This is a genomic window from Streptomyces sp. NPDC017991 (assembly GCF_044328075.1).
Taxonomy (GTDB): Bacteria; Actinomycetota; Actinomycetes; order Streptomycetales; family Streptomycetaceae; genus Streptomyces.
On record NZ_JBIRGP010000016.1, the window covers coordinates 280,921 to 304,454 of the forward strand.

Consider the following 23,534-nt stretch of genomic DNA (forward strand, 5'->3'; position numbering starts at 1 on the left):
ATGTGCGCGACTGGCCCGAGGGACGCGAAGCAGGGCCGCGTGCCGCCGGGGCTCGCCGACGCCGCTCGCGGGCGCGTCCTCTTCGGTGGGGACTACAACCCCGAGCAGTGGCCCGAGGAGACCTGGCACGAGGACGTACGCCTCATGCGGGAGGCGGGCGTCAACTCCGTCACGCTCGGCGTCTTCTCCTGGGCGAAGATCGAACCGCGGCCGGGAGCGCGGGAGTTCGGCTGGCTGGACCGGCTCATGGACCTCGTGCACGAGAACGGCATCGGGGTCGTCCTCGCCACCCCGACCTCCTCGCCCCCGCCCTGGCTGGGCCGGCTCCACCCGGACACCCTGCCCCGCGACGCGGACGGCCGCACCGAGTGGTGGGGCGGCCGACAGCACTTCTCGCACTCCAGCGCCACCTACCGCGGTTTCGCCGCGGCCGTCACGGAGGACCTGGCCGCCCGCTACGGCAGCCACCCCGCCCTCACCATGTGGCACATCAACAACGAGTACTGCACCTACGACTGGGGCGACGAGGCGGCCGGCACGTTCCGCCGCTGGCTCCGGGACAGGTACGGCACGCTCGACGCGCTCAACACGGCCTGGGGAACCGCCTTCTGGAGCCAGGGATACGGCGACTGGCAGGAGATCCTGCCACCGCGCCACGCCCACTACCTGAACAACCCCACCCAGGTGCTCGACTTCAAGCGCTACACGTCCGACATGCTCCTGGAGTGTTACGTCGCCGAGCGCGACATCGTCCGCCGGTACTCCCCCGACCTGCCGGTGACCACCAACTTCATGCCGATGTGGGCGGGGCAGGACGCCTGGCGGTGGGCCCGGGAGGAGGACGTCGTCTCCGTCGACCTCTACCCGGATCCGCGCGACCCCTTCGGCGCGCAGGAGGGCGCGCTCGTCCAGGACATGACGCGTTCCCAGGCCCGCGGGCCGTGGATGCTGATGGAGCAGGCGGCGGGGTCGGTGAACTGGCGGGGCGTGAACCATCCCAAGCCGCGCGGCCTCAACCGGCTCTGGTCCCTCCAGGCGGTCGCCCGGGGAGCCGACGCCGTCTGCTATTTCCAGTGGCGGCAGTCCCGGCAGGGCGCGGAGAAGTTCCACTCGGGCATGGTCGGCCACGCGGGGGAGCAGGGCCGCACCTACCAGGAGGTCAAGCGGCTCGGCGCCGAGCTGCGGCGGATCGGCGCGGAGGTGACGGGGCAGCACGTTCCCTCCGAGGTCGCGATCCTCCACGACTGGCACGCCTGGTGGGCGGGGGCGCAGGACGGCCGGCTCTCGCGCGAGGTCGATCATCCGCAGGTCGTGCGGGCCTGGCACCGCGCCCTGTGGGAGGCCCATGTCACCACGGACTTCGCGCACCCCGAGCACGACCTGTCCGCGTACCGGCTCGTCGTCGTGCCGCAGCTCTACCTCCTCACCGACACGGCGATCGACAACCTCGTCGCGTACGTACGCGGAGGGGGCACCCTCGTCTGCGGTTTCCTGACCGGGATCGCGGACGAGGACGACCGGGTGCGGACCGGCGGGATGGACGAGCGGCTGCGGGACCTCTTCGGCATCCGCACCCTGCACGAGTGGTGGCCGCTCGACCCCGGCGAGTACGCCGAGTGCGACGGCTTCCGGGGCACGCTGTGGTCCGAGGAGATCGAGCCCCGGACCGGGCAGGCCGAGGACGTCGTCGCGCACTCCCGCTACAAGGGCGGCGAACTCGACGGACTGCCCGCCGTGCTCCGCAGGGGCCGCGCCTGGTACGTCTCCACGCTGCCCGAACGAACCGCGCTGAGCGAGCTGTTGCGGGAGGTGGCCGCAGCGGCGGGCGTGCGCCCGGTGCTCGACGGCCTGCCCGCCCACGTCGAGGCCGTACGTCGGGGGGACCTGCTCTTCGTCCTCAACCACGGGCGCGACCCGGTCACGGTGGAGGTGCCGGGGGAGTACCGGGACCTGCTCGCCCAGCGACGGGTCACGGGCTCCCTCGAACTGGGCCGGTACGGAGTGGCGGTGCTGCGACCATGAGCGCCGGTACGGAGAACACGCCCTCGCCGCACGGCACCTGGGAGCCGGCCCCGGCCGGCCGCTGGGAGGACGCCTTCCTGAGCGGCAACGGCCGCCACGGCACCCTTGTGTTCGGCGATCCGAACGACGACCGGGTGATCGTCACCCATCACACGCTCGTCCGGCCCAACGGCGGCGAGGACGCCCGGCCTCCGGAACTGGCGGCCGAACTGCCCGCACTGCAGGACCGGTTGCTCGCCGGAGACCTCAGGGCGGCCGAGGAGTTCACGGACGGTCGCCCGCTGCAGTGGGTGCGGCCCTTCCACCCGGCCTTCCAGGTGCGGCTGCGGAGGCCGTCGGACGGGGAGCGCGACTACCGCCGTACGGTCGACTTCACCACGGGCGTCGCCACGTCGTCCTGCGCGGGGTGGCGCAGCCGCGTCTTCGTCTCCCGCGCCGACGACGTGATCGTCCAGTACGTGACCTCTCCGGGGCCCGCCCTGGACATCACACTGGACCACCGGCTCCCCGGGGCTCCCGACGGATTGGGCGTCAGCGACGGAGCGGTCCTCACCCCCGAGGGAGCCGTGCTCACGCTGAGCGCCCGCTACCCCGGCGGCGACCGCGCGTACACCGGAGTGACGCTGGCCGTGGTCACCGGCGGTCGTACGACGCTGACCGCGCCCGGCATGCGCGTCGCGGGCGCCGAGTCCGTCCTGCTGCTGACCCGCGTGGAGCGGCACACCGGAGAACCGGACACCCTGGCGCGGACACAGGCCCTGCGCGCGCTCCTCCCGGACGGCGACGAGCCCTACGGGCACCTCCTGGCGCGCCACCTGCACCTCCACCGCACCGCCTACACCCGCGTCTCGCTCGCCCTCGACGCCGACGACACCGAGCGCGCCCTCCCCGGCTCCGAGTTGCTCGGGCGGCCCGGGAGCCCTGCCCTCCTCGAACGGCTCTTCGCGGCCGGCCGTTACCACCTGCTGTCCGCCTCCGGGATGCTGCCGCCGCGACTCACCGGGCTGTGGACCGGCGACTGGGACACGGCCTGGTCCGGCGCCTTCACCACGGACGCCAACCTCAACCTGCAGACCGCCTCGGCCGTCGCGGGAGCCCTCCCCGAGGTCATCGAGGCCCACGCCTCCCTCGTCCACGGGCAGGTGCCGCACTGGCGGGACAACGCCCGGGCCGTCTTCGGCGCCCGAGGAGTCGTCGCCCCGCCCCACACGGACGGCGAGTCGGGGCACACCTACCACTTCAGCCGCGAGTACCCGCTGCACCTGTGGACCGCGGGCGCCGACTGGCTGCTCAAGCCACTCGTCGACCACGACGAGGCCCGCGGGGCGCGTGACCCGCGACTGGCCGCCGTTCTCGCCGAGGTCGCCCTCTTCTACGAGGACTTCCTCACCCGCACCGACGAGCACGGGCACCTCGTCGTCGTCCCCTCCTACTCGCCCGAGAACCGCCCGGCGAACCCGGACGCGAGCTGGGGCGCGGTCAACGCCGCCATGGACCTCTCCGCGGCCCGCCATGCCCTGCTCACCGCGGCCGCGTACCACCCGGGCCCCGAGGCCGACCGCCGGCGCGCCCTCGCCGGGCGGCTGCCCCCGCACCGCGTCAACGACGACGGCGCCCTCGCCGAATGGGCGTGGCCGGGCCTGGACGACACGTACGACCACCGGCACCTCAGCCATCTGTACGGTGTCTGGCCGCTCGACGAGATCAACCCCTACGACACCCCGGAGCTCGCGGCAGCCGCCCACCGGGCACTCGCACTGCGAGGCGCCGAGAACGACTCCGCGCACGGCCATCTGCACCACGCCCTCGTCGCGGCCCGGCTGCGGGACGCCGAGCGGGTCGCGCACGCGCTCGGCCGGGTACTGGAGGGCGACTTCTTCCACGCCTCCCTCATGAGCGCGCACTACCCCCGCCGCGACGTCTACAACGCCGACGCCGCCCACACCCTGCCCGCTCTGATCATCGAGACGCTGATCCAGTCGACCCCCGACCGGCTGGTCCTCCTCCCCGCGCTGCCCGCCACCCTCCCGGCCGGTGAACTCCGGGGCGTACGGACGCGGTTCGGCGCCGAGGTCGACCTCGCCTGGAGCCCCCGGGGGGCCCGGGCGGTGGTCCGGCCCACCCGCACGCACCGCATCGACCTCAGAACCCCCTCCGGAGCGCGACAGCTCGACCTGCGCGCCGGAGAGGACCGCGTCCTCACCCTGGGGCCGCGGCAGACGTACAGCGAAGCCATCCCCCACATCCCCCCACCCATGGAAGGGACACCATGGCAACACGCACGCTGAACACGAGGACGAACAAGAACAGGAACAGGAACAGGATCACCAAGGCGCTGCTGGCGCCCGCGCTCGCTCTCGGAGTGACCGTCGGACTCGCCTCCGCCCCCGCCTCCGCCGCGGTCTGGAACTCCTGCGACCAGTGGGGCAACACCAGCCTGAACGGCTACACGCTCTACAACAACATCTGGGGCTCCGGCGCCGGCAGCCAGTGCATCTGGGCCAACTCCGGCACCAACTGGGGAGTGTGGGCCAACCACCCCAACACCGGCGGCATCAAGTCGTACCCCAACTCCAAGAAGGTGGTCAACAAGACGATCACCTCGCTCGGCTCGCTCTCCAGCAGCTACAACGTCACGGTCCCGGCGGCCGGCGCGTACAACACCTCGTACGACATCTGGGACACCGACTACGACTACGAGATCATGCTCTGGGTCAACTACAACGGAGCCGTCGGCCCGCTCGGCACCTCGCAGGGCAATGTCACCCTCGGCGGCCACACCTGGTCCGTCTACAAGGGCAACAACGGCGCCAACGAGGTCTTCTCGTTCCTGCGCACCTCGGACTCGAACGCGGGCAGCGTCAACATGCTGCCGATCCTCAAGTGGATCAAGGACACCAAGGGCTGGATGGGCAACGAGACCATCGGTGACGTCCAGTTCGGCTTCGAGGTCACGTCCTCGTCCGGTGGCCTGGACTTCGTCACCAACAACCTGACGGTCAGCAGCAGCTGACCGTCGCGGACGGCGCGCGGCTACCCCGCCACGGGCAGCCGCGCGCCGTCCCGCAGGAACAGCGGGATGCGGTCCAGCGGGGCGTCGACGGTCACGGCCGTGCCGCCCGGGTACTCCTGGCCGGTCCACGCGTCCGTCCAGCGCGCGCCCGCCGGGAGATACGCCGTACGGACCGTGGCGCCCGCCGTGAGCACCGGCGCGACCAGCAGATCCCGGCCGAAGAGGTACGAGTCGTCCACCGACCAGGCCGCCTGGTCCTCGGGGAACTCCAGGAACAGCGGCCGCATCACCGGCAGCCCCTCCTCGTGGGCCTCCCGCATGACCTCCAGGACGTACGGCTTCAGGCGCTCGCGCAGATGGAGGTACTTCTCCAGGATCGGCCGGGCCTCCTCGCCGTACGACCACACCTCGTTCGGGCCGCCGGTCATCTCCGGGCCGAGCGGGGTGCCGGGGTCGCGGAAGCCGTGCAGCCGCATCAGCGGGGACAGCGCGCCGAACTGGAACCAGCGGATCATCACCTCGCGGTACGCCGGGTCGTCCGGGTCGCCGCCGTGGAAGCCGCCGATGTCGGTGTTCCACCAGGGGATGCCGGACAGCGAGGTGTTGAGCCCCGCCGCTATCTGGCGGCGCAGGGTCGCGAAGTCCGTGCCGATGTCGCCGGACCACAGGGCCGCCCCGTAGCGCTGACTGCCCGCCCACGCCGAGCGGTTGAGGGTGACGACCTCGCTCTCGCCGGCCGCGAGCATGCCCTCGTGGAAGGCGCGGGAGTTCTCGCGCGGATACATGTTGCCCACTTCGAGGCCGGGGCCCGCCCAGTAGCGCAGGTTCTCCTGGAAGCCCGGCTTCAGCTCGGGCTCGCAGGCGTCCAGCCAGAAGGACGTGATCCCGTACGGCTCCAGGTAGTTGTCCTTGATCTTCGACCACAGGAACGCGCGGGCCTCGGGGTTCGTCGCGTCGTAGAAGGCCACCTGGACCGTGGAGGCGACCTCCTTGTCCGGCCAGTCCGCGTGCGCCATGGGCCCGTACTGGGTGCCGACGAACCAGCCGCGCTGCTCCATGAGCCGGTGGTTCTCGGAGAGCGGTGAGACGGACGGCCAGACGGACACGACGAGCTTGATGCCCAGCTCCGCCAGCTCCCGCTGCATCCCCGCGGGGTCCGGCCACTCCGCCGGGTCGAACTTCCAGTCGCCCAGGTGCGTCCAGTGGAAGAAGTCGCAGACGATGACGTCGATCGGCAGCCCGCGGCGCTTGTACTCCCGTGCCACACCGAGGAGTTCGTCCTGGGTGCGGTAGCGCAGCTTGCACTGCCAGAAGCCCGCCGCCCACTCGGGCAGCATCGGCGTCCGGCCGGTCACCGCGCTGTAGCGGCGCTGCGCGTCGGCCGGATGGCCCGCCGTGATCCAGTAGTCGATCTGCCGGGCCGAGTCCGCGACCCAGCGCGTACCGTTGCCCGCCAGCTCGACCCGGCCGATCGCCGGGCTGTTCCACAGGAGGGTGTAGCCGCGGCTGGACGTGAGGACCGGGATGGTCACCTCGGCGTTGCGCTGGACCAGGTCGAGGACGGCCCCCTTCTGGTCGAGCAGCCCGTGCTGGTGCTGCCCGAGGCCGTACAGCTTCTCGCCCTCGTAGGCGGCGAAGCGCTGTTCCAGGCGGTGGTAGCCGTTGCCCACGGGGGTGTAGAGGCGCGGTCCCGGCCACCAGAAGTGGGCGCGCTCCTCGGTGAGGAGTTCGGCCCCGTCGCCGGTGCGGACGAAGCGGACCAGTCCCTCGGCGTCGACCTCGACCGTCAGCGCGCCGACGGTCAGCAGACCCCGGCCCCCCTCGATCTTCACGGTCGCCTCGGTGGCGGGCGCCTCGTCGAGGACGGCGGCGGGCAGGCCCTCCAGGACGGGACCGCCGAGCCTGGCCCGCACCCGGACGGCGTCGGGGCCCCACGGCTCGATGCGTACGGTCTCCTGCCGGCCGCTCCACTCCAGGGCGCCCTCGCGTTCACGGAACGTGCCGACGGTGGGCGAGGACTGGGCGAGACTCGCGGACCCCGAGCCGGACCCTCCCGGCTGCCCGGACCGCTCCGGCTGGCTCTCGGCATGCTGATTCATACGGGGTGCTCCTGAAGGGAGGAGTGGCGGCAAGACCCGGTGACGTGGCTCCGGAGGACCAGATCGGGTGGGCGGGGGTGGGTCGGGTCAGGCGGCGGCCGGGGCCGGGCCCGTGCTCGCCCGGACCGTCAACTCGGGCGCGATGAGCACGACTTCGTCCTTGCCGTGCCCCTCCAGCTTGGCGATCAGATGCTCCACCGCGTTACGGCCCATCTCCTGGGCGGGGATGGCCACCGAGGTCAGCCGTACCGAGGCCTGGACGGCGACCTGGTCCGGGCAGATCGCGATCACCGAGACGTCCTCGGGCACGGCCCGGCCCTGCCGGCGCAGCAGCGCGAGCAGCGGCTCGACCGCGGACTCGTTCTGCACGACGAAGCCCGTGGTGCCGGGGCGTTCGTCGAAGACCCGGGCCAGGGTCAGGGACATCGCGTCGAAGCCGCCCTCGCACGGGCGGTGCAGCACCCGCAGGCCCAGCTCGCGCGAGCGGGACCTGAGTCCGTCGAGCGTGCGCTCGGCGAACCCCGTGTGCCGTTCGTACACCGCGGGCGCCTCACCGATGACAGCGATGTCACGGTGCCCGAGCATCGCGAGATGCTCGGCGCACAGCGCGCCCGTCGCGCCGAAGTCGAGATCCACACAGGTCAGACCGCTGGTGTCGGCGGGCAGGCCGATGAGGACGGACGGCTGCGCCGTGCCGCGCAGCAGAGGCAGCCGCTCGTCGTCCAGCTCGACGTCCATCAGGATCATCGCGTCGGCGAGCCCGCTCCCGGTGATCCGGCGTACGGCGTCGGGGCCCTCCTCGCCGGTGAGCAGCAGCACGTCGTACCCGTGGGAGCGTGCCGAGGTCGTCACCGCGATGGCGATCTCCATCATCACGGGTACGTACATGTCCGTGCGGAGCGGGATCATCAGCGCGATGATGTTGGACCGGCTGCTTGCCAGCGCCCGCGCTCCCGCGTTGGGGTGGTAGCCGAGCACCTGGATGCTCTCCTCGACCCGCTCGCGGGTGCCCGCGGAGATGGACCGCTTGCCGCTGAGGACGTAGCTCACCGTGCTCGCCGAGACTCCGGCGTGCTGGGCGACCTCGGCAAGGGTGACCATCCAGGTCTCCAGGTTCTGTGTGAAGCGCTTCGACGGTGCGCGGGGTCGGTGTGGGTAGGTTGACATTAGCTTGATGGCGGGTGGGTGTCCATAGGTTGTCGAAGCGCTTCGACTCCGTCGGTTCCGCGGGGCGCCCACCGGGGGTGGGGGGCGGGGTTGTTCGGCGGGTGCCGGGGGGTGGGGGTGGGGGTCGGGCGCGCAGTTCCCCGCGCCCCTGGCAGGGCGGCCCTTCGGGCCGGCCCTGCCCCCTGAATGGTGCGCGAGGACTGGTGGGTGGAGTCGTTATCGGGTACATACGGTCGAGTAGCACCGGTGAGTAACGTAACCGGACCAAGATCCCTATTCGCGGCGAGGTGAGCCTCTTGTCCGCAACACCCCACCAGCCCGCTGTCTCCGAACGTGAGGCCCGTCAGGTCGCCGAGGCCGCGCGGGAGCAGGACTGGCGCAAACCCAGCTTCGCCAAGGAGCTGTTCCTCGGCCGCTTCCGGCTCGACCTGATCCACCCCCACCCGATGCCCCCGGCCGAGGACGCCCAGCGCGGTGAGCAGTTCCTCGCCAAGCTGCGCGACTTCTGCGAGACCAGGGTCGACTCCGCGCTCATCGAGCGGGAGGCCCGCATCCCCGACGAGGTGATCAACGGGCTCAAGCAGCTCGGCGCCCTCGGCATGAAGATCGACACGAAGTACGGCGGCCTCGGCCTGACGCAGGTCTACTACAACAAGGCGCTCGCCCTGGTCGGCTCGGCGAACCCGGCACTCGGCGCGCTGCTCTCCGCGCACCAGTCGATCGGCGTACCCCAGCCGCTGAAGATCTTCGGCACCCAGGAGCAGAAGGACGCCTTCCTCCCGCGGCTGGCCCGTACCGACATCTCCGCCTTCCTGCTCACCGAGCCGGACGTGGGCTCCGACCCGGCGCGGCTCGCGACCAGCGCGGTGCCCGACGGGGACGACTACGTCCTCGACGGGGTGAAGCTCTGGACGACCAACGGCGTGGTCGCCGACCTGCTGGTCGTGATGGCGCGCGTGCCGAAGTCCGAGGGGCACAAGGGCGGCATCACCGCCTTCGTCGTCGAGGCGGCCTCGGAGGGTGTCACCGTCGAGAACCGCAACGCGTTCATGGGGCTGCGCGGCCTGGAGAACGGCGTCACCCGCTTCCACCAGGTCCGGGTGCCCGCCGCGAACCGCATCGGCGCGGAGGGCGCCGGGCTCAAGATCGCCCTGACCACCCTCAACACCGGACGGCTCTCGCTGCCCGCGATGTGCGTCGGCGCCGGCAAGTGGTGTCTGAAGATCGCCCGCGAGTGGTCGTCCGTGCGGGAGCAGTGGGGCAAGCCGGTCGCCCACCACGAGGCCGTGGGCGCGAAGATCTCCTTCATCGCGGCGACCACGTTCGCCCTGGAGGCCGTCCTGGACCTGTCGTCCCAGATGGCCGACGAGGACCGCAACGACATCCGGATCGAGGCCGCCCTCGCCAAGCTGTTCGGTTCCGAGATGGCCTGGCTGATGGCCGACGAGCTGGTCCAGATCCGTGGCGGACGCGGTTTCGAGACCGCCGACTCGCTCGCCGCCCGCGGCGAACGGGCCGTCCCCGCCGAGCAGGTGCTGCGCGATCTGCGCATCAACCGCATCTTCGAGGGCTCGACGGAGATCATGCACCTCCTGATCGCCCGCGAGGCCGTCGACGCCCACCTCTCCGTCGCCGGTGACCTCATCGACCCCGACAAGTCCCTGACGGACAAGGCGAGGGCGGGCGCGAACGCCGGGCTCTTCTACGCCAAGTGGTTCCCCAAGCTGGTCGCGGGCCCCGGTCAACTCCCGCGTGCGTACGGGGACTTCCACCCGGCCGGACACGTCGACCTCTCCGGTCACCTGCGGTACGTGGAACGCTCGGCCCGCAAGCTCGCCCGCTCCACCTTCTACGCCATGTCCCGTTGGCAGGGCCGGATGGAGACCAAGCAGGGCTTCCTCGCCCGGATCGTCGACATCGGCGCCGAACTGTTCGCGATGAGCGCCGTCTGCGTCCGTGCCGAACTCCTGCGCACCACCGAGGCTCACGGCCGCGAGGCGTACCAGCTCGCGGACGCCTTCTGCGGCCAGTCCCGTATCCGGGTGGAGGAGCTCTTCGGCCGTCTGTGGTCCAACACCGACGACGTCGACGGCAAGGTCGTCAAGGGCGTCCTCGGCGGCGCCTACACCTGGCTGGAGGACGGGATCGTCGACCCGTCCGGCGACGGCCCCTGGATCGCCGACGCGACACCCGGAGCGTCCGGGAAGGAGAACGTCCACCGCCCCATCCGCTGACCTTCTCCCCAGGAGCGCACTGCTGTCCCCGTCGTCACTCCGCTGCTTGCCGCACGGAAAATGTGCGCCGACAATGAGTGGAACGGCGAAGGGGACAGGGCATGTGCCGCCCTCTCAGGGCCGCCCGGAGAATTGCGCGACGGCAAAACCGGGGACGTGCGGACGAATCCCCGGCATGCATCCCCTCAGGGGCGCGGGGAACTGCGCGACCAGCCCCCACCGGCCGGCACCCGAAGAGCCGTCGGGTCCGGATCAGTCATATCCGTATCAGGGGGAATCCCGATGCCGGTACTGGGTCTCGACAACATCACCGGCAGGATCATGCGAGCCGGCGAGGGAAGAATCCTGCGCAGACTCCAGCGCATCGCCGAGCAGGTCGGCTCCTTGGAAGCGGAATTCGAGCAGCTCACCGACGAGGAACTCCAAGCGCTCACACCCGAGTTCAAAGAACGCCACGAGGCGGGCGAGAGCCTCGACGACCTCCTGCCGGAGGCCTTCGCCACCATGCGCGAGGCCGCCCGCCGCACACTCGGGATGCGCCACTTCGACGTACAGCTGATGGGCGGCGCGGCCCTCCACCTCGGCAACATCGCCGAGATGCAGACCGGCGAGGGCAAGACCCTGGTCGCCACCCTGCCCGTCTACCTGAACGCCCTGACCGGCAAGGGCGTCCACCTCGTCACCGTCAACGACTACCTCGCCCAGCGCGACGCCGACTGGATGGGCCGCGCCTACCGCTTCCTCGGGCTGACCGTCGGTGTCATCAGGACCCGGTCGACCCCCGCCGAGCGCCGCGCGCAGTACGCCTGCGACATCACCTACGGCACCAACACCGAGTTCGGCTTCGACTACCTGCGCGACAACATGGCCTGGTCGAGGGACGAACTGGTCCAGCGCGGCCACCACTTCGCCATCGTCGACGAGGCCGACTCGATCCTCATCGACGAGGCCAGGACCCCGCTGATCATCTCCGGCCCGGCCGACCAGCCCACGCACTGGTACGAGGCGTTCGCCAAGATGGTCACCCGGATGCGCGGAGTCGCCGTCCAGGACGAGAACTTCACCACTCCGGCCGACAAGGACCGCCTCGCGGGGCTGCGCGCCACCCACGACTACGAGTACGACCCGAAGAAACGCACCGTGGCGATCCTCGACCGCGGCGTGGAGTTCCTCCAGGACCAGCTCGGTATCGACAGCCTCTACGAGTCCGACCACACGTCCCTCATCGGCCATCTGAACAACGCGCTCAAGGCGAAGGAACACTTCGGACGCGACAAGGACTACGTCGTCGTGGACGGCGAGGTCCTCATCGTCGACGAGCACACCGGCCGCCTCCTCGCCGGACGCCGTTACAACGAGGGCCTGCACCAGGCCATCGAGGCGAAGGAAGGGGTGACGGTCAGGGACGAGAACCAGACCCTCGCCACGATCACCCTGCAGAACTTCTTCCGGCTCTACGAGAAGCTCGGCGGAATGACCGGCACCGCCATGACCGAGGCCGCCGAGTTCCACCAGATCTACAAGCTTCACGTGGTGCCGATCCCCACCAACCGGCCGACGGCCCGCGCCGACGACCCCGACCAGATCTACCGGACCGTCGACGCCAAGTACACGGCGATCCTCGACGACATCGCCGACAGGCACGACAAGGGCCAGCCGGTCCTCGTCGGCACCACCTCCGTCGAGAAGTCCGAGATCCTCGCCGCCCGGCTCAGGAAGCGCGGCATACGGCACGAGGTGCTCAACGCGAAGAACCACCGGCGCGAGGCACAGATCGTGGCGCAGGCCGGCCGCAGGGGCGCGGTCACCGTGGCCACCAACATGGCCGGCCGCGGCACCGACATCATGCTCGGCGGCAACCCCGAGGCCATGGCGCTCGCCGAGCTGGACGGGCGCGGCCTCAGCCCCGAGGAGAGCCCCGACGAGTACCGGGACGAACACCGCCGGACCCTGGAGCGGATCAAGGAATCGGTCGCCGCCGAGCACGAGGAGGTCAAGGACCTCGGCGGCCTGTACGTGCTGGGCACCGAGCGCCACGAGTCACGCCGCATCGACAACCAGCTGCGCGGACGCTCCGGCCGCCAGGGCGACCCCGGCGCCTCCCGGTTCTACCTCTCCCTCGGGGACGACCTGATGCGGCTGTTCCGCGCCCAGGTCGTCGAGCGCGTGATGTCCATGGCGAACGTCCCCGACGACGTCCCCATCGAGAACAAGATGGTCACGCGCGCCATCGCCTCCGCCCAGTCCCAGCTGGAGCAGCAGCACTTCGAGTCCCGCAAGGACGTGCTCAAGTTCGACGAGGTCCTCAACCGCCAGCGCACCCTCATCTACGCGGAACGCCGCCGGGTGCTGGCCGGTGAGAACCTGCGGGAACAGATCCTCCACTTCATGGACGACACCATCCGCGCGTACGTCGCCGTGGAGACCGCCGACGGCTTCCCCGAGGAGTGGGACCTGGACCGGCTCTGGGTCGCCTTCGAACAGCTGTACCCGGTCGCGGTCACCGTCGGCGACCTGGAGGAGGCCGCGGGCGACCGCTCCGACCTCACCGCGGACTCGATCGCCGACGCCGTCATCGAGGACATCCACACCCGGTACGAGGAGCGCGAGGCCGAGCTGGGCGCGGACGCGCTGCGCGACCTGGAACGCCTCGTGGTGCTGTCGGTCCTGGACCGTAAGTGGCGCGAGCACCTGTACGAGATGGACTACCTGCGGGACGGGATCGGACTGCGCTGGACCCTCGGCCGGGAGCCGATCATCGAGTACGAGCGTGAGGGCTACGACATGTTCGTCGCGATGAACGACGCGATCAAGGAGGAGTCCGTCGGGTACGTCTTCAATCTGGACGCGTCCGGCAGGTCCGTGGGCCAGGAGGCCCTGGACGCCGGCCGGCGCACCGACGGCCTGCATTTCAGCGCGCCCACGCTGGACACGGCGGAAGGGGTTGTCGAAGGGGACTTCGAGCCTTCCGACGCCGTGCCGGTGCCGGTGCCTCCGGCGGAGGGTGCGGCCGATGTGGGACCGCGTTCGCCGCGGGCGGGCAAGGGGCGGAGCCGCAGGAAGCGCAAGAGGTAGGGGGCGGGAACCGTGTCGGCGGGTCCGGGTGCGGGTCCGGTGGGGGCTTGTCGCGCAGTTCCCCGCGTCCCTCAAGGCCCTGACGGGCCCCTTACGGGGCACTCATGGGGCGCCCCCGTCCCCTCTGCTGTCGCGTTGCGGCAACAATGGGGGGATGAGCGACAGTCCAGCCCCCCTCGCCGATCCGCATCTCGTCTTCGATCCTGTGGACGGGAGCCGGGACGTCGTGATCCTCGGCTCCACCGGATCGATCGGCACCCAGGCCATCGACCTCGTGCTGCGCAACCCCGACCGGTTCCGGGTGACCGGGCTCTCCGCGGCGGGCGGGAGGGTGGAGCTGCTGGCGGAGCAGGCGCACCGGCTCCGCGTCCGGACCGTCGCCGTCGCCCGCGAGGACGCCGTACCGGCCCTGCGTGCGGCCCTTTCCGCCCGGTACGGGCCCGGGGAGCCCCTTCCCGAGCTGCTCGCCGGAGCGGACGCGGCCACCCGGCTCGCGGCCTCCCCGGGACACACCGTCCTGAACGGCATCACCGGCTCGATCGGCCTCGCCCCCACCCTCGCCGCCCTGGAGGCGGGCCGCACCCTCGCGCTCGCCAACAAGGAGTCGCTCATCGTCGGCGGCCCCCTGGTGAGGGCGCTGGCCGCGCCGGGCCAGATCATCCCCGTCGACTCCGAGCACGCCGCCCTGTTCCAGGCGCTCGCCTCGGGCACCAGGGCCGACGTACGCAAGCTCGTCGTCACCGCCTCGGGCGGCCCCTTCAGAGGACGTACGAAGGCCGAGCTGGCCGATGTCGGGCCCGAGGACGCCCTCGCGCACCCCACCTGGGCCATGGGCCCGGTCATCACCGTCAACTCCGCGACCCTCGTCAACAAGGGCCTCGAAGTCATCGAGGCGCACCTCCTCTACGACATTCCCTTCGACCGCATTGAGGTGGTCGTGCACCCGCAGTCGTATGTCCACTCGATGGTGGAGTTCACGGACGGATCGACGATGGCCCAGGCGACGCCCCCCGACATGCGGGGACCGATCGCCATCGGTCTGGGCTGGCCCCAGCGCGTCCCCGACGCCGCGCCCGCCTTCGACTGGTCGAAGGCGTCGAGCTGGGAGTTCTTCCCCCTCGACAACGACGCGTTTCCGTCGGTGGGGCTCGCCCGGCACGTCGGGGAGCTCGCGGGCACGGCCCCCGCGGTGTTCAATGCGGCCAACGAAGAATGCGTGGACGCGTTCCTGAACGGCACACTGCCGTTCAACGGGATCATGGAGACCGTCACCGAGGTCGTCGCCGAGCACGGCACTCCCCCAACCTCGGCTTCGCTCGATCGGGGGGACCCCCATCGGACGGGAACCTCGCTCACCGTGGCGGACGTCCTCGAAGCGGAGACCTGGGCCCGCGCCCGGGCCCGCGAACTGACAGTACGGACAGCAGCTCGGACGACAGCCAAGACAACGGCGGAGGCTCGTGCATGACGACCCTGATGATGATCCTCGGCATAGTCGTCTTCGCGGTCGGCCTGCTCTTCTCGATCGCCTGGCACGAGCTGGGGCATCTCTCCACGGCCAAACTCTTCGGCATCCGCGTGCCGCAGTACATGGTCGGCTTCGGCCCGACGATCTTCTCGCGCAAGAAGGGCGACACGGAGTACGGGGTCAAGGCGATTCCGCTCGGCGGCTACATCCGCATGATCGGGATGTTCCCGCCCGGCCCCGACGGCCGTATCGAGGCGCGCTCGACCTCCCCGTGGCGCGGCATGATCGAGGACGCCAGGGCACAGTCCTTCGAGGAACTGCAGCCCGGTGACGAGAACCGGCTCTTCTACACGCGCAAGCCGTGGAAGCGCGTGATCGTGATGTTCGCCGGCCCCTTCATGAACCTGATCCTGGCCGTCGCGATCTTCCTCGGCGTGATGATGACCTTCGGCGTCCAGACCCAGACCACCACGGTCGGCAAGGTCTCCGACTGCGTCATCGAGCAGAGCGAGTCCCGCTCCGAGTGCCAGAAGAGCGACACGGCCGCGCCCGCCAAGGCCGCCGGGCTCAAGGGCGGTGACAAGATCCTCGCGTTCAACGGCGAGAAGGTCACCGACTGGTCCGCCCTGCAGTCCGACATCCGCGCCAACCCCGGCAAGGACGTCACCCTGACCGTCGAGCGCGACGGCGGGCAGCTCGACCTCTCCGCCCACCTCATCCGCAACCAGGTCAGCAAGACCGACGGCCAGGGCGGCTACGTCGAGGGCAAGTACGTGTACGCCGGCTTCCTCGGTTTCACGCCCGCCTCCGGCATCGTCCAGCAGTCCTTCGGACAGTCCGTGGACCGCATGGGCGACATGATGCAGAACGGCGTCGAGTCGCTGGTCAACCTGCCGTCCAAGGTGCCCGCCCTGTGGGACGCGGCCTTCGGCGACGGCCCGCGCGAGGCGGACTCCCCGATGGGCGTGGTCGGCGCGGCGCGCGTCGGCGGCGAGGTCTTCACGCTGGACATCCCGCCGGAGAACCAGATCGCGATGATGCTGTTCCTCGTCGCGGGCTTCAACCTCTCCCTGTTCCTGTTCAACATGCTCCCGCTGCTGCCGCTCGACGGCGGGCACATCGCGGGCGCCCTGTGGGAGTCGCTGCGGCGCAACGGCGCGAAGGTGCTGCGCCGCCCGGACCCCGGCCCCTTCGACGTGGCGAAGCTGATGCCCGTCGCGTACGTGGTGGCCGGCATCTTCATCTGCTTCACGATCCTGGTCCTGATCGCGGACGTGGTTAACCCCGTCAGAATCTCGTAGCCACACGGAGTTCGCGGCGGCCGGACACGATGTGTGTCCGGCCGTCCTCCATCGGGTGGTCCTGTTCGGGGAATGTGCCTCCGCCTTCGGGGGTGCCGTAATCTCGATGACTGGAGCCCGTCAGCTTTCGGGACCGACCGAATCCTTACCTTGGGGTTGCACAGCAGATGACCGCGATTTCACTCGGCATGCCGGACGTTCCGACCAGGCTCGCCGAGCGCCGCAAGAGCCGGAAGATCCAGGTCGGAACCGTGGCGGTGGGTGGCGACGCACCCGTCTCGGTCCAGTCGATGACGACCACGCGTACGTCGGACATCGGCGCCACGCTTCAGCAGATCGCCGAGCTGACCGCGTCCGGCTGCCAGATCGTGCGGGTGGCGTGCCCCACCCAGGACGACGCCGACGCACTCGCCACCATCGCCAAGAAGTCGCAGATCCCGGTCATCGCCGACATCCACTTCCAGCCGAAGTACGTCTTCGCGGCGATCGACGCCGGCTGCGCGGCGGTGCGCGTGAACCCGGGGAACATCAAGCAGTTCGACGACCAGGTCAAGGAGATCGCGCGGGCCGCGAAGGACCACGGCACCCCGATCCGCATCGGCGTCAACGCCGGCTCCCTCGACAGGCGGCTGCTCCAGAAGTACGGCAAGGCGACGCCCGAGGCGCTCGTCGAGTCCGCGCTCTGGGAGGCGTCGCTCTTCGAGGAGCACGACTTCCGGGACATCAAGATCTCGGTCAAGCACAACGACCCGGTGGTCATGGTCAACGCCTACCGCCAGCTCGCCGCCGCCTGCGACTACCCGCTGCACCTCGGCGTGACCGAGGCCGGCCCCGCCTTCCAGGGCACGATCAAGTCGGCGGTCGCCTTCGGGGCGCTGCTCAGCGAGGGCATCGGCGACACCATCCGGGTCTCCCTCTCGGCCCCGCCGGTCGAGGAGATCAAGGTCGGGATGCAGATCCTGGAGTCGCTGAACCTCAAGCAGCGCCGCCTGGAGATCGTCTCCTGCCCGTCCTGCGGGCGCGCACAGGTCGACGTCTACAAGCTGGCGGAGGAGGTCACGGCGGGCCTTGAGGGCATGGAGGTCCCGCTCCGGGTCGCCGTCATGGGCTGCGTCGTGAACGGGCCCGGCGAGGCCCGTGAGGCCGACCTCGGCGTCGCCTCCGGCAACGGCAAGGGGCAGATCTTCGTCAAGGGCGAGGTCATCAAGACGGTCCCGGAGTCGAAGATCGTCGAGACGCTCATCGAAGAGGCGATGAAGATCGCCGAGCAGATGGAAGCGGACGGGGTCCCCTCCGGGGAGCCTTCTGTGGCCGTAGCAGGCTGAGGCCACTGCCCCTGCCCCCGAACCGGGCTCGGCTTGCGGGCCGGTGGGGGCGGGCCCAAAGGATTGCGCAGTTCCCCGCGCCCCTTCAGGGGCGCGGGGAACTGCGCAATGGGGGCGAGGGGGCGCAGCCCCCACGCAGTGACGATGGGGGAGGGCAGCGGCGGTGGGGGCAACCCCACCCGCCCCCACCGGGCGGCACGCCACATATTCGCCAGGTACAGTGCGGAGACCAGCAGACCTGATGGTGAAGGCCCCGCACGTGTTGACGCAGACGACCACCAGAGTCCTCGACCCGAGCGACCTGGACGCCGCGCTCGCCGTCCTCGACCGCGAGCCGGTGGCGAACGCCTTCGTGACCTCCCGCGTACAGGTCGCCGGCCTCGACCCCTGGCGCCTCGGCGGCGAGATGTGGGGCTGGTACGAGGACGGCATGCTCACGTCCCTCTGCTACGCTGGCGCCAACCTCGTCCCGATCTGCGCCACCCCCCGCGCCGTACGCGCCTTCGCGGACCGCGCCCGCAGGGCAGGCCGCCGCTGCTCCTCCATCGTCGGCCCCTCCGAGGCCACGGCCCAGCTCTGGCGCCTCCTCGAACCGAACTGGGGCCCCGCCCGCGAGGTCAGGCCGCACCAGCCCCTGATGGTCGCCGACCGGCTCCCCGCCGACATCCCGCCGGACCCGTACGTCCGTCGCATCCGCAAGGACGAGATGGAGACGATCATGCCGGCCTGCGTGGCGATGTTCACGGAGGAGGTCGGCGTCTCCCCGCTCGCCGGCGACGGCGGCCTGCTCTACCAGGCGCGGGTCGCCGAACTCGTCGGCTCCGGGCGCTCGTTCGCCCGCGTCGACCGTGACGGCCGGGTCGTCTTCAAGGCCGAGATCGGCGCCGCGACCACCCAGGCCTGCCAGATCCAGGGCGTCTGGGTCGCCCCCGAGTACCGCGGCCAGGGCTACGCGGCCCCCGGCATGGCGGCGGTCCTGCGCTACGCCCTCGCGGACGTGGCCCCCCTGGTCAGCCTCTACGTCAACGACTACAACACAGCGGCCCGAGCCACATACCGCAGAACCGGTTTCCAGGAAATAGGCGCGTTCATGAGCGTCCTGTTCTGAAAGGGCGCTGCCTCGCGGGGGCACGCCCTCAGGGGCGCGGGGTGCTGACATCGTGCGGCTCCGCCGCGTGGGCGCGACCAGCCGCATCGGACCCGCACCCGACAGAGCAACCCCCGCCCGGCCCACGCGGTGGAGACGCCCCAGGTAGTCTCCGGTTCATGCTGCGCTTCCCCGGTCAGCCCGGTCAGGGCCCCCTCACCCCCGACGACATCGTCATCGGCCCCCTGGACCTGGCCACCCGTATCGACGAGGCGCTGAACGTCCAGGCCGTGGCCTTCGGGCTCGGCGCGGACGAGATCGCCGTACGGCGCCAGATCGTGCTCCGGCACCTCACCTTCCCCGGCGCCCGCGCACTCGGCGCGACCACCGCCGACGGACGGCTCGCCGGCTTCGTCTACGGCATGCCCAACGACCGCGCGCACTGGTGGTCCACCGTCGTCGAGCCCTATCTGCGCGGGCGGGGACACGACGGCTGGCTGGACGACTCCTTCGTGATCACCGAACTGCACGTCCACCCGGACTTCCAGAACCGCGGGGTCGGCCGCGCCCTGATCACCACGATCACGGACGGCGCCGCCGAACCGCGCTCGATCCTCTCCGCGATCGACGCGGAGAGCCCGGCCCGCGGGCTGTACCGCTCGCTCGGCTACGAGGACCTGGTCGTACGGGTCCTGTTCCCCAGCGCGCCGAAGCCGTACGTGGTGATGGGCGCCCCGCTGCCCCTCGCACGCCGCTGACGGATCCCTCCGCCGGGCCCCCCGCCGCACCCCGGCCCGCCACCGCCGTCGCCGAAACGGATTTCCGGCGACGGCGGCCCCCCGGCTAACCTCCAAGCACCACCCTTACGCAGCAGGAGTCGAGAACCATGGCCCAGGTCCAGCGCATGTCCCGTTTGATGGTCAAGACACTGCGTGACGACCCGGCGGACGCCGAGGTGCTCAGCCACAAGCTGCTGGTGCGCGCCGGCTACGTCCGCCGGACCGCCGCCGGCCTGTGGTCCTGGCTGCCGCTGGGCAAGAAGGTGCTGGCCAACGTCGAGCGGGTCGTCCGCGAGGAGATGGACGCCATCGGCGCCCAGGAGGTCACCCTCCCCGCCCTGCTGCCGAAGGAGCCCTACGAGGCGACCGGCCGCTGGGAGGAGTACGGCCCCGAGCTGTTCCGCCTCAACGACCGCAAGGGCGGCGACTACCTCCTCGGCCCGACCCACGAGGAGATCTTCACCCTCCTGGTCAAGGACCAGTGCACGTCCTACAAGGACCTGCCCGTGATCCTCTACCAGATCCAGAACAAGTACCGCGACGAGGCCCGCCCCCGCGCCGGCATCCTGCGCGGCCGCGAGTTCCTGATGAAGGACTCGTACTCCTTCGACACGGAGGACGAGGGCCTCGCCGAGTCCTACGCCCTGCACCGCGCGGCGTACCAGAGGATCTTCGCGCGTCTCGGTCTGGACTACCGCATCTGCGCGGCCACCGCGGGCGCCATGGGCGGCTCCAAGTCCGAGGAGTTCCTCGCCCCGGCCGCGGCCGGCGAGGACACCTTCGCCGACTGCCCGAACTGCGACTACGCCGCCAACACCGAGGCGGTCACCTACCCGCTGCGGCCCGTCGACGCCGCCGGGGTCCCCGCCCTGGAGGAGATCCCCACCCCCGAGACCCCGACCATCGAGACGCTCGCCGCGTACCTTGAGGTCCCGGCCTCCGCCACGCTGAAGAACCTGCTGGTCAAGGTGGCCGGCGAGATCGTGGCCGTCGGCGTCCCCGGCGACCGCGAGGTCGACCTGGACAAGGTGGAGGCCCACTTCGCCCCCGCCCCCGTCGAACTGGTCACGGCCGAGGACTTCACGGGCCGCGCCGACCTCGTACGCGGCTACGTCGGCCCGCAGGGCCTGGAGAAGGTCCGCTACCTCGCCGACCCGCGCGTCGCCCCCGGCACCGCCTGGATCACCGGCGCCAACCAGGACGGCGTGCACGCGAAGAACGTCGTCGCGGGCCGGGACTTCGAGGTCGACGAATACGTGGACGTGGTCGTCGTGCGCGAGGGCGACCCCTGCCCCGCCTGCGGCACCGGCCTCAAGCTGGACCGCGCCATCGAGATCGGCCACATCTTCCAGCTCGGCCGCAAGTACGCCGACGCCCTCCAGCTCGACGTGCTCGGCAAGCAGGGCAAGCCGGTCCGCGTCACCATGGGCTCGTACGGCATCGGTGTCTCACGCGCGGTCGCGGCGCTCGCCGAGCAGCACGCCGACGAGCAGGGCCTGGTCTGGCCCGCCGAGATCGCCCCGGCCGACGTCCATGTCGTCGCGGCGGGCAAGGCCCTGCAGACCGAGCTGGCGCTCGACGTCTCCGAGAAGCTGGGCACGGCGGGCGTACGCGTGCTCGTGGACGACCGCGCGGGCGTCTCGCCCGGCGTGAAGTTCACCGACGCGGAACTCATCGGCGTACCGAAGATCCTGGTGGCCGGCCGGCGTTCGGCCGAGGGCGTCCTGGAGCTGAAGGACCGCCGTACCGGCGAGCGCGAGGAATTGACCGTGGACGAGGCGATCGCCCGCCTCACGGCATAGCACCCCGGAGTCCCGCGCCCCGCAAGAGGCGCGGGACTCCGGGCGCTCAGCTCACGACCACGCGCGCACGACGGGCCACCGTCACCCCACCGCTCCTACAACCAGGCCGCGAACTCCAGCAGCAGCTCGGCGTCCTGCGGCCGGCCCACCCGCCGCGCCCGTACGCCCGACTCCACGGCCCGGAACAGGGTCCAGCCGCGCAGCCGTTCCTGGTCCACGTCCAGGGACTCCGCGAGCCGCTTGATCCGCCGGCGGGTGGTGGCGCCGCCGGACGGCGAGGCGATCAGGTCCTCGACCCGGTCACGGACCAGCCGGGCCAGGTCGAAGGCGCACTCGCCGACCACGGGATCGGGGCCGACGGCCAGCCAGGGACTGCGTTCGCCGGCCAGGACCTTGCTCTGGCGGAAGGTGCCGTGCAGCAGGTGCGCCGGCGGCGGCGACGCCAGCAGTTCCTCGCGGACCGCGAGGGCCGCGTCGACCAGCGGCACCGCGTCCGCGTCGGCGCCCGCCCGCATCGCCGCGGCCTGCCGTCCCGTCCGCTCGGCCACCGTCTCGAAGACATGGCCCGCAGGCGGCTCGACCCACAGCCGGCGCAGTGTCCCGGCCGCCTCCAGCATCGACTTGGCCTCCGGCAGCGACCGCACCGACACATCGGGATGCAGCCGCTCAAGGAGCAGTACGCCCTCGGCGCCGGCCGGCTCCAGGAGGCGGACCGCGCCCAGGCCGTCCCAGTGCGCCAGCGCGGCCCGCTCGCTCTCCGGGCGGGCCCGGTCCGGTGCCAGCTTGAGGACGGCGGGGGTGCCGTCCGGCAGCCGGACCAGGATGACCAGACTGCCGCGCCCGCCGGGAACCTGCACACGCTCCACGGTCGACCCGCGTAGCGCGACCGCCCGCTCGGCCGCCTCGGGCAGCTTCTCCAGCCAGCCGTCACCACCCGGTGCCGCCTCGCCGAGCGCCTTGACCAGACGCCGCGGCGGTTCGAAAGCCATGCGCGAGTAGTTCCCTTCCGGGTACGGGGGCCCTTCCACGGCTGTCCCTCTGTGCGTTACGAGGTCGGTGTCGCCGACGCGGTGGCGGTGGCCGACCGCTCGGCGAGACCAGGGAAGGCTACGCTCTCGCCGCGCCAGCGCACCGCCCGCACCGCTGCGTCCCGCAGGGCCTGCGCCGCGGCCTGCCGCCGGTCGCCGTCGGCGGCCCGGACGAGGTCGGAGTACACCCCGGCCACCCGGTCCTCCAGTTCGGCGGCGAGCCGCAGGGCCGACTCCGCGTCCGGGACCGCGAAGGGCAGCGCGTAGGCCGCTGCCGCCGGTCCTGGCTTGCCGCCCAGGTCGCGCACCGCGCGGGCCAGCTCGTCCCGGCGGGCACGGTGCGCGTCGTAGGCGGCCCGCGCCTCGGTCTGCCGTGTCTGCGTGATCCGGGCGCCCACGACCCCGTAGCCGTACACGGCGGCGTGCTCCGCGGCGAGCGCGGCCTGCGCGGCCGTCAGCTCCGCCGACGCCTTCGCGGCTGCCTTCGCCTGTACTCCGGTCGCTCCAGTCCTGCCGGAACCGCTCACTTCTTGTCCTCCGTCAGCAGGAACGCGTGGCCCGCACCGGCCGCCGCCACCGAAGCGAGCAGCCGGGCCAGTTCTCCCGGCACGTCCGCCAGCGCCTTCATCCGCCGGTCCGCCAACGCCCGCTCGGCCGCGGCGAGTTCGCCGCGGGCCTCCTTCTCCGTGGCCGGCGCCTCGGGGGAGGGGGAAGCGGAGGCGGAGGCAGACGGGGTGGGCGAAGCGCTCGCGGAAGCGTCGGCGGAAGGGTCGGCGGAAGGTTTCGCCCGCTTGCCGCCGCCGAACGCCTCGGCGTGCCGTACGACCTCCGCGAGCAGCGGTGACAGCCGGGTGCCCAGCGCGGGATGCGCGGCGAGCACGGCCTCGTACCGCCGCGCGAGCTGTTCGCTGTCGCGGGCCGCACGCGCGCGTGCCCGTGCGGCGGCGGACGAACTCCCGCTGGTGGTCCCGGAGGCGGAGTCGGAGTCGGAGCAGCCGGCGAGCAGCACGGTGCCCGCTCCGGCGGCCCCGGCGAGCAGGCTCCTTCGGCGCGGCCCCGAGGGGGTGCGCGACGGCAGGGTGAACGGCACGGCAGACGTCCTCGTCAGGGCTCGTACGAACGAAATGGGCGGCA

General features: G+C 71.3%; 16 protein-coding genes. 11 read left to right on the forward strand and 5 right to left on the reverse strand.

What is annotated here, in order from left to right; all coding sequences use genetic code 11:
- Genes ACH4DZ_RS38180 through ACH4DZ_RS38190 form a run of 3 tightly spaced genes read left to right on the forward strand, consistent with a single transcriptional unit; the run spans position 1 to position 5,035 of the window.
- A complete protein-coding gene (locus ACH4DZ_RS38180; protein ID WP_398293221.1) occupies positions 1 to 2,022 on the forward strand; it encodes a beta-galactosidase in 2,022 nt (673 codons plus the stop codon).
- Complete coding sequence (locus tag ACH4DZ_RS38185) at positions 2,019 to 4,310, forward strand: glycosyl hydrolase family 95 catalytic domain-containing protein (RefSeq protein ID WP_398293223.1); 2,292 nt, start codon at positions 2,019 to 2,021, stop codon at positions 4,308 to 4,310. The genes ACH4DZ_RS38180 and ACH4DZ_RS38185 overlap by 4 nt, the downstream gene beginning before the upstream one ends.
- Positions 4,292 to 5,035, forward strand: a complete 744-nt coding sequence (locus ACH4DZ_RS38190) for a hypothetical protein (RefSeq protein ID WP_398293225.1) — start codon at positions 4,292 to 4,294, stop codon at positions 5,033 to 5,035. The genes ACH4DZ_RS38185 and ACH4DZ_RS38190 overlap by 19 nt, the downstream gene beginning before the upstream one ends.
- Positions 5,036 to 5,055: 20 nt before the next feature.
- Here the strand turns inward: ACH4DZ_RS38190 and ACH4DZ_RS38195 are convergent, their stop codons facing one another.
- Positions 5,056 to 7,134 (reverse strand): TIM-barrel domain-containing protein, encoded by a 2,079-nt coding sequence (locus ACH4DZ_RS38195; protein ID WP_398293227.1) that lies wholly within the window; start codon positions 7,132 to 7,134, stop codon positions 5,056 to 5,058.
- Between the two features lie 87 nt (positions 7,135 to 7,221).
- Positions 7,222 to 8,235 (reverse strand): LacI family DNA-binding transcriptional regulator, encoded by a 1,014-nt coding sequence (locus ACH4DZ_RS38200; RefSeq protein ID WP_398293229.1) that lies wholly within the window; start codon positions 8,233 to 8,235, stop codon positions 7,222 to 7,224.
- A gap of 353 nt (positions 8,236 to 8,588) precedes the next feature.
- On the opposite strand from ACH4DZ_RS38200, the gene ACH4DZ_RS38205 reads away from it, so the two are divergent.
- The 8 genes from ACH4DZ_RS38205 to ACH4DZ_RS38240 all read left to right on the forward strand — a co-directional run bounded on the left by ACH4DZ_RS38205 (position 8,589) and on the right by ACH4DZ_RS38240 (position 21,372).
- Complete coding sequence (locus ACH4DZ_RS38205) at positions 8,589 to 10,535, forward strand: acyl-CoA dehydrogenase family protein (RefSeq protein ID WP_398293232.1); 1,947 nt, start codon at positions 8,589 to 8,591, stop codon at positions 10,533 to 10,535.
- Positions 10,536 to 10,817: 282 nt separating this feature from the next.
- Positions 10,818 to 13,610, forward strand: a complete 2,793-nt coding sequence (gene secA, locus ACH4DZ_RS38210) for a preprotein translocase subunit SecA (RefSeq protein ID WP_398293234.1) — start codon at positions 10,818 to 10,820, stop codon at positions 13,608 to 13,610.
- Between the two features lie 154 nt (positions 13,611 to 13,764).
- Complete coding sequence (gene dxr / locus ACH4DZ_RS38215) at positions 13,765 to 15,078, forward strand: 1-deoxy-D-xylulose-5-phosphate reductoisomerase (RefSeq protein WP_398293236.1); 1,314 nt, start codon at positions 13,765 to 13,767, stop codon at positions 15,076 to 15,078.
- A complete protein-coding gene (locus ACH4DZ_RS38220; RefSeq protein WP_398293238.1) occupies positions 15,075 to 16,379 on the forward strand; it encodes a M50 family metallopeptidase in 1,305 nt (434 codons plus the stop codon). Before dxr ends, ACH4DZ_RS38220 begins: the two co-directional genes overlap by 4 nt.
- A 167-nt stretch (positions 16,380 to 16,546) precedes the next feature.
- The gene (ispG, locus tag ACH4DZ_RS38225; RefSeq protein ID WP_398293240.1) at positions 16,547 to 17,704 is read left to right on the forward strand and encodes a flavodoxin-dependent (E)-4-hydroxy-3-methylbut-2-enyl-diphosphate synthase; all 1,158 of its coding nucleotides are present in this window, start codon (positions 16,547 to 16,549) and stop codon (positions 17,702 to 17,704) included.
- A gap of 259 nt (positions 17,705 to 17,963) precedes the next feature.
- Positions 17,964 to 18,812, forward strand: coding sequence for a GNAT family N-acetyltransferase (locus tag ACH4DZ_RS38230; protein ID WP_398293242.1), 849 nt, complete (start codon positions 17,964 to 17,966; stop codon positions 18,810 to 18,812).
- A gap of 158 nt (positions 18,813 to 18,970) precedes the next feature.
- On the forward strand, positions 18,971 to 19,549 hold the full coding sequence (locus tag ACH4DZ_RS38235; RefSeq protein WP_398293244.1) for a GNAT family N-acetyltransferase: 579 nt from the start codon (positions 18,971 to 18,973) through the stop codon (positions 19,547 to 19,549).
- Positions 19,550 to 19,677: 128 nt separating this feature from the next.
- A complete protein-coding gene (locus tag ACH4DZ_RS38240; protein WP_398293246.1) occupies positions 19,678 to 21,372 on the forward strand; it encodes a proline--tRNA ligase in 1,695 nt (564 codons plus the stop codon).
- 95 nt (positions 21,373 to 21,467) lie between these two features.
- Here ACH4DZ_RS38240 and ACH4DZ_RS38245 read toward each other — a convergent pair whose 3' ends face one another.
- Genes ACH4DZ_RS38245 through ACH4DZ_RS38255 form a run of 3 tightly spaced genes read right to left on the reverse strand, consistent with a single transcriptional unit; the run spans position 21,468 to position 23,490 of the window.
- Positions 21,468 to 22,361: an aminoglycoside phosphotransferase family protein gene (locus ACH4DZ_RS38245; protein ID WP_398293248.1), complete on the reverse strand. Its 894-nt coding sequence runs from the start codon at positions 22,359 to 22,361 to the stop codon at positions 21,468 to 21,470.
- Positions 22,362 to 22,417: 56 nt separating this feature from the next.
- On the reverse strand, positions 22,418 to 22,927 hold the full coding sequence (locus ACH4DZ_RS38250; protein ID WP_398293250.1) for a ferritin-like domain-containing protein: 510 nt from the start codon (positions 22,925 to 22,927) through the stop codon (positions 22,418 to 22,420).
- The gene (locus ACH4DZ_RS38255; protein ID WP_398293333.1) at positions 22,924 to 23,490 is read right to left on the reverse strand and encodes a hypothetical protein; all 567 of its coding nucleotides are present in this window, start codon (positions 23,488 to 23,490) and stop codon (positions 22,924 to 22,926) included. Before ACH4DZ_RS38255 ends, ACH4DZ_RS38250 begins: the two co-directional genes overlap by 4 nt.
- Positions 23,491 to 23,534 lie beyond the last annotated feature (44 nt).

Bases quoted from the DNA above. Each gene is read 5' to 3' on its own strand.
- ACH4DZ_RS38190 (WP_398293225.1), top strand. From the start codon at position 4,292: ATGGCAACACGCACGCTGAACACGAGGACGAACAAGAACAGGAACAGG.
- secA (WP_398293234.1), top strand. From the start codon at position 10,818: ATGCCGGTACTGGGTCTCGACAACATCACCGGCAGGATCATGCGAGCC.
- ACH4DZ_RS38245 (WP_398293248.1), bottom strand. From the start codon at position 22,361: ATGGCTTTCGAACCGCCGCGGCGTCTGGTCAAGGCGCTCGGCGAGGCG.
- ACH4DZ_RS38200 (WP_398293229.1), bottom strand. From the start codon at position 8,235: ATGGTCACCCTTGCCGAGGTCGCCCAGCACGCCGGAGTCTCGGCGAGC.
- ACH4DZ_RS38185 (WP_398293223.1), top strand. From the start codon at position 2,019: ATGAGCGCCGGTACGGAGAACACGCCCTCGCCGCACGGCACCTGGGAG.
- ACH4DZ_RS38195 (WP_398293227.1), bottom strand. From the start codon at position 7,134: ATGAATCAGCATGCCGAGAGCCAGCCGGAGCGGTCCGGGCAGCCGGGA.
- ispG (WP_398293240.1), top strand. From the start codon at position 16,547: ATGACCGCGATTTCACTCGGCATGCCGGACGTTCCGACCAGGCTCGCC.
- ACH4DZ_RS38235 (WP_398293244.1), top strand. From the start codon at position 18,971: ATGCTGCGCTTCCCCGGTCAGCCCGGTCAGGGCCCCCTCACCCCCGAC.
- ACH4DZ_RS38240 (WP_398293246.1), top strand. From the start codon at position 19,678: ATGGCCCAGGTCCAGCGCATGTCCCGTTTGATGGTCAAGACACTGCGT.
- ACH4DZ_RS38180 (WP_398293221.1), top strand. From the start codon at position 1: ATGTGCGCGACTGGCCCGAGGGACGCGAAGCAGGGCCGCGTGCCGCCG.
- ACH4DZ_RS38220 (WP_398293238.1), top strand. From the start codon at position 15,075: ATGACGACCCTGATGATGATCCTCGGCATAGTCGTCTTCGCGGTCGGC.
- dxr (WP_398293236.1), top strand. From the start codon at position 13,765: ATGAGCGACAGTCCAGCCCCCCTCGCCGATCCGCATCTCGTCTTCGAT.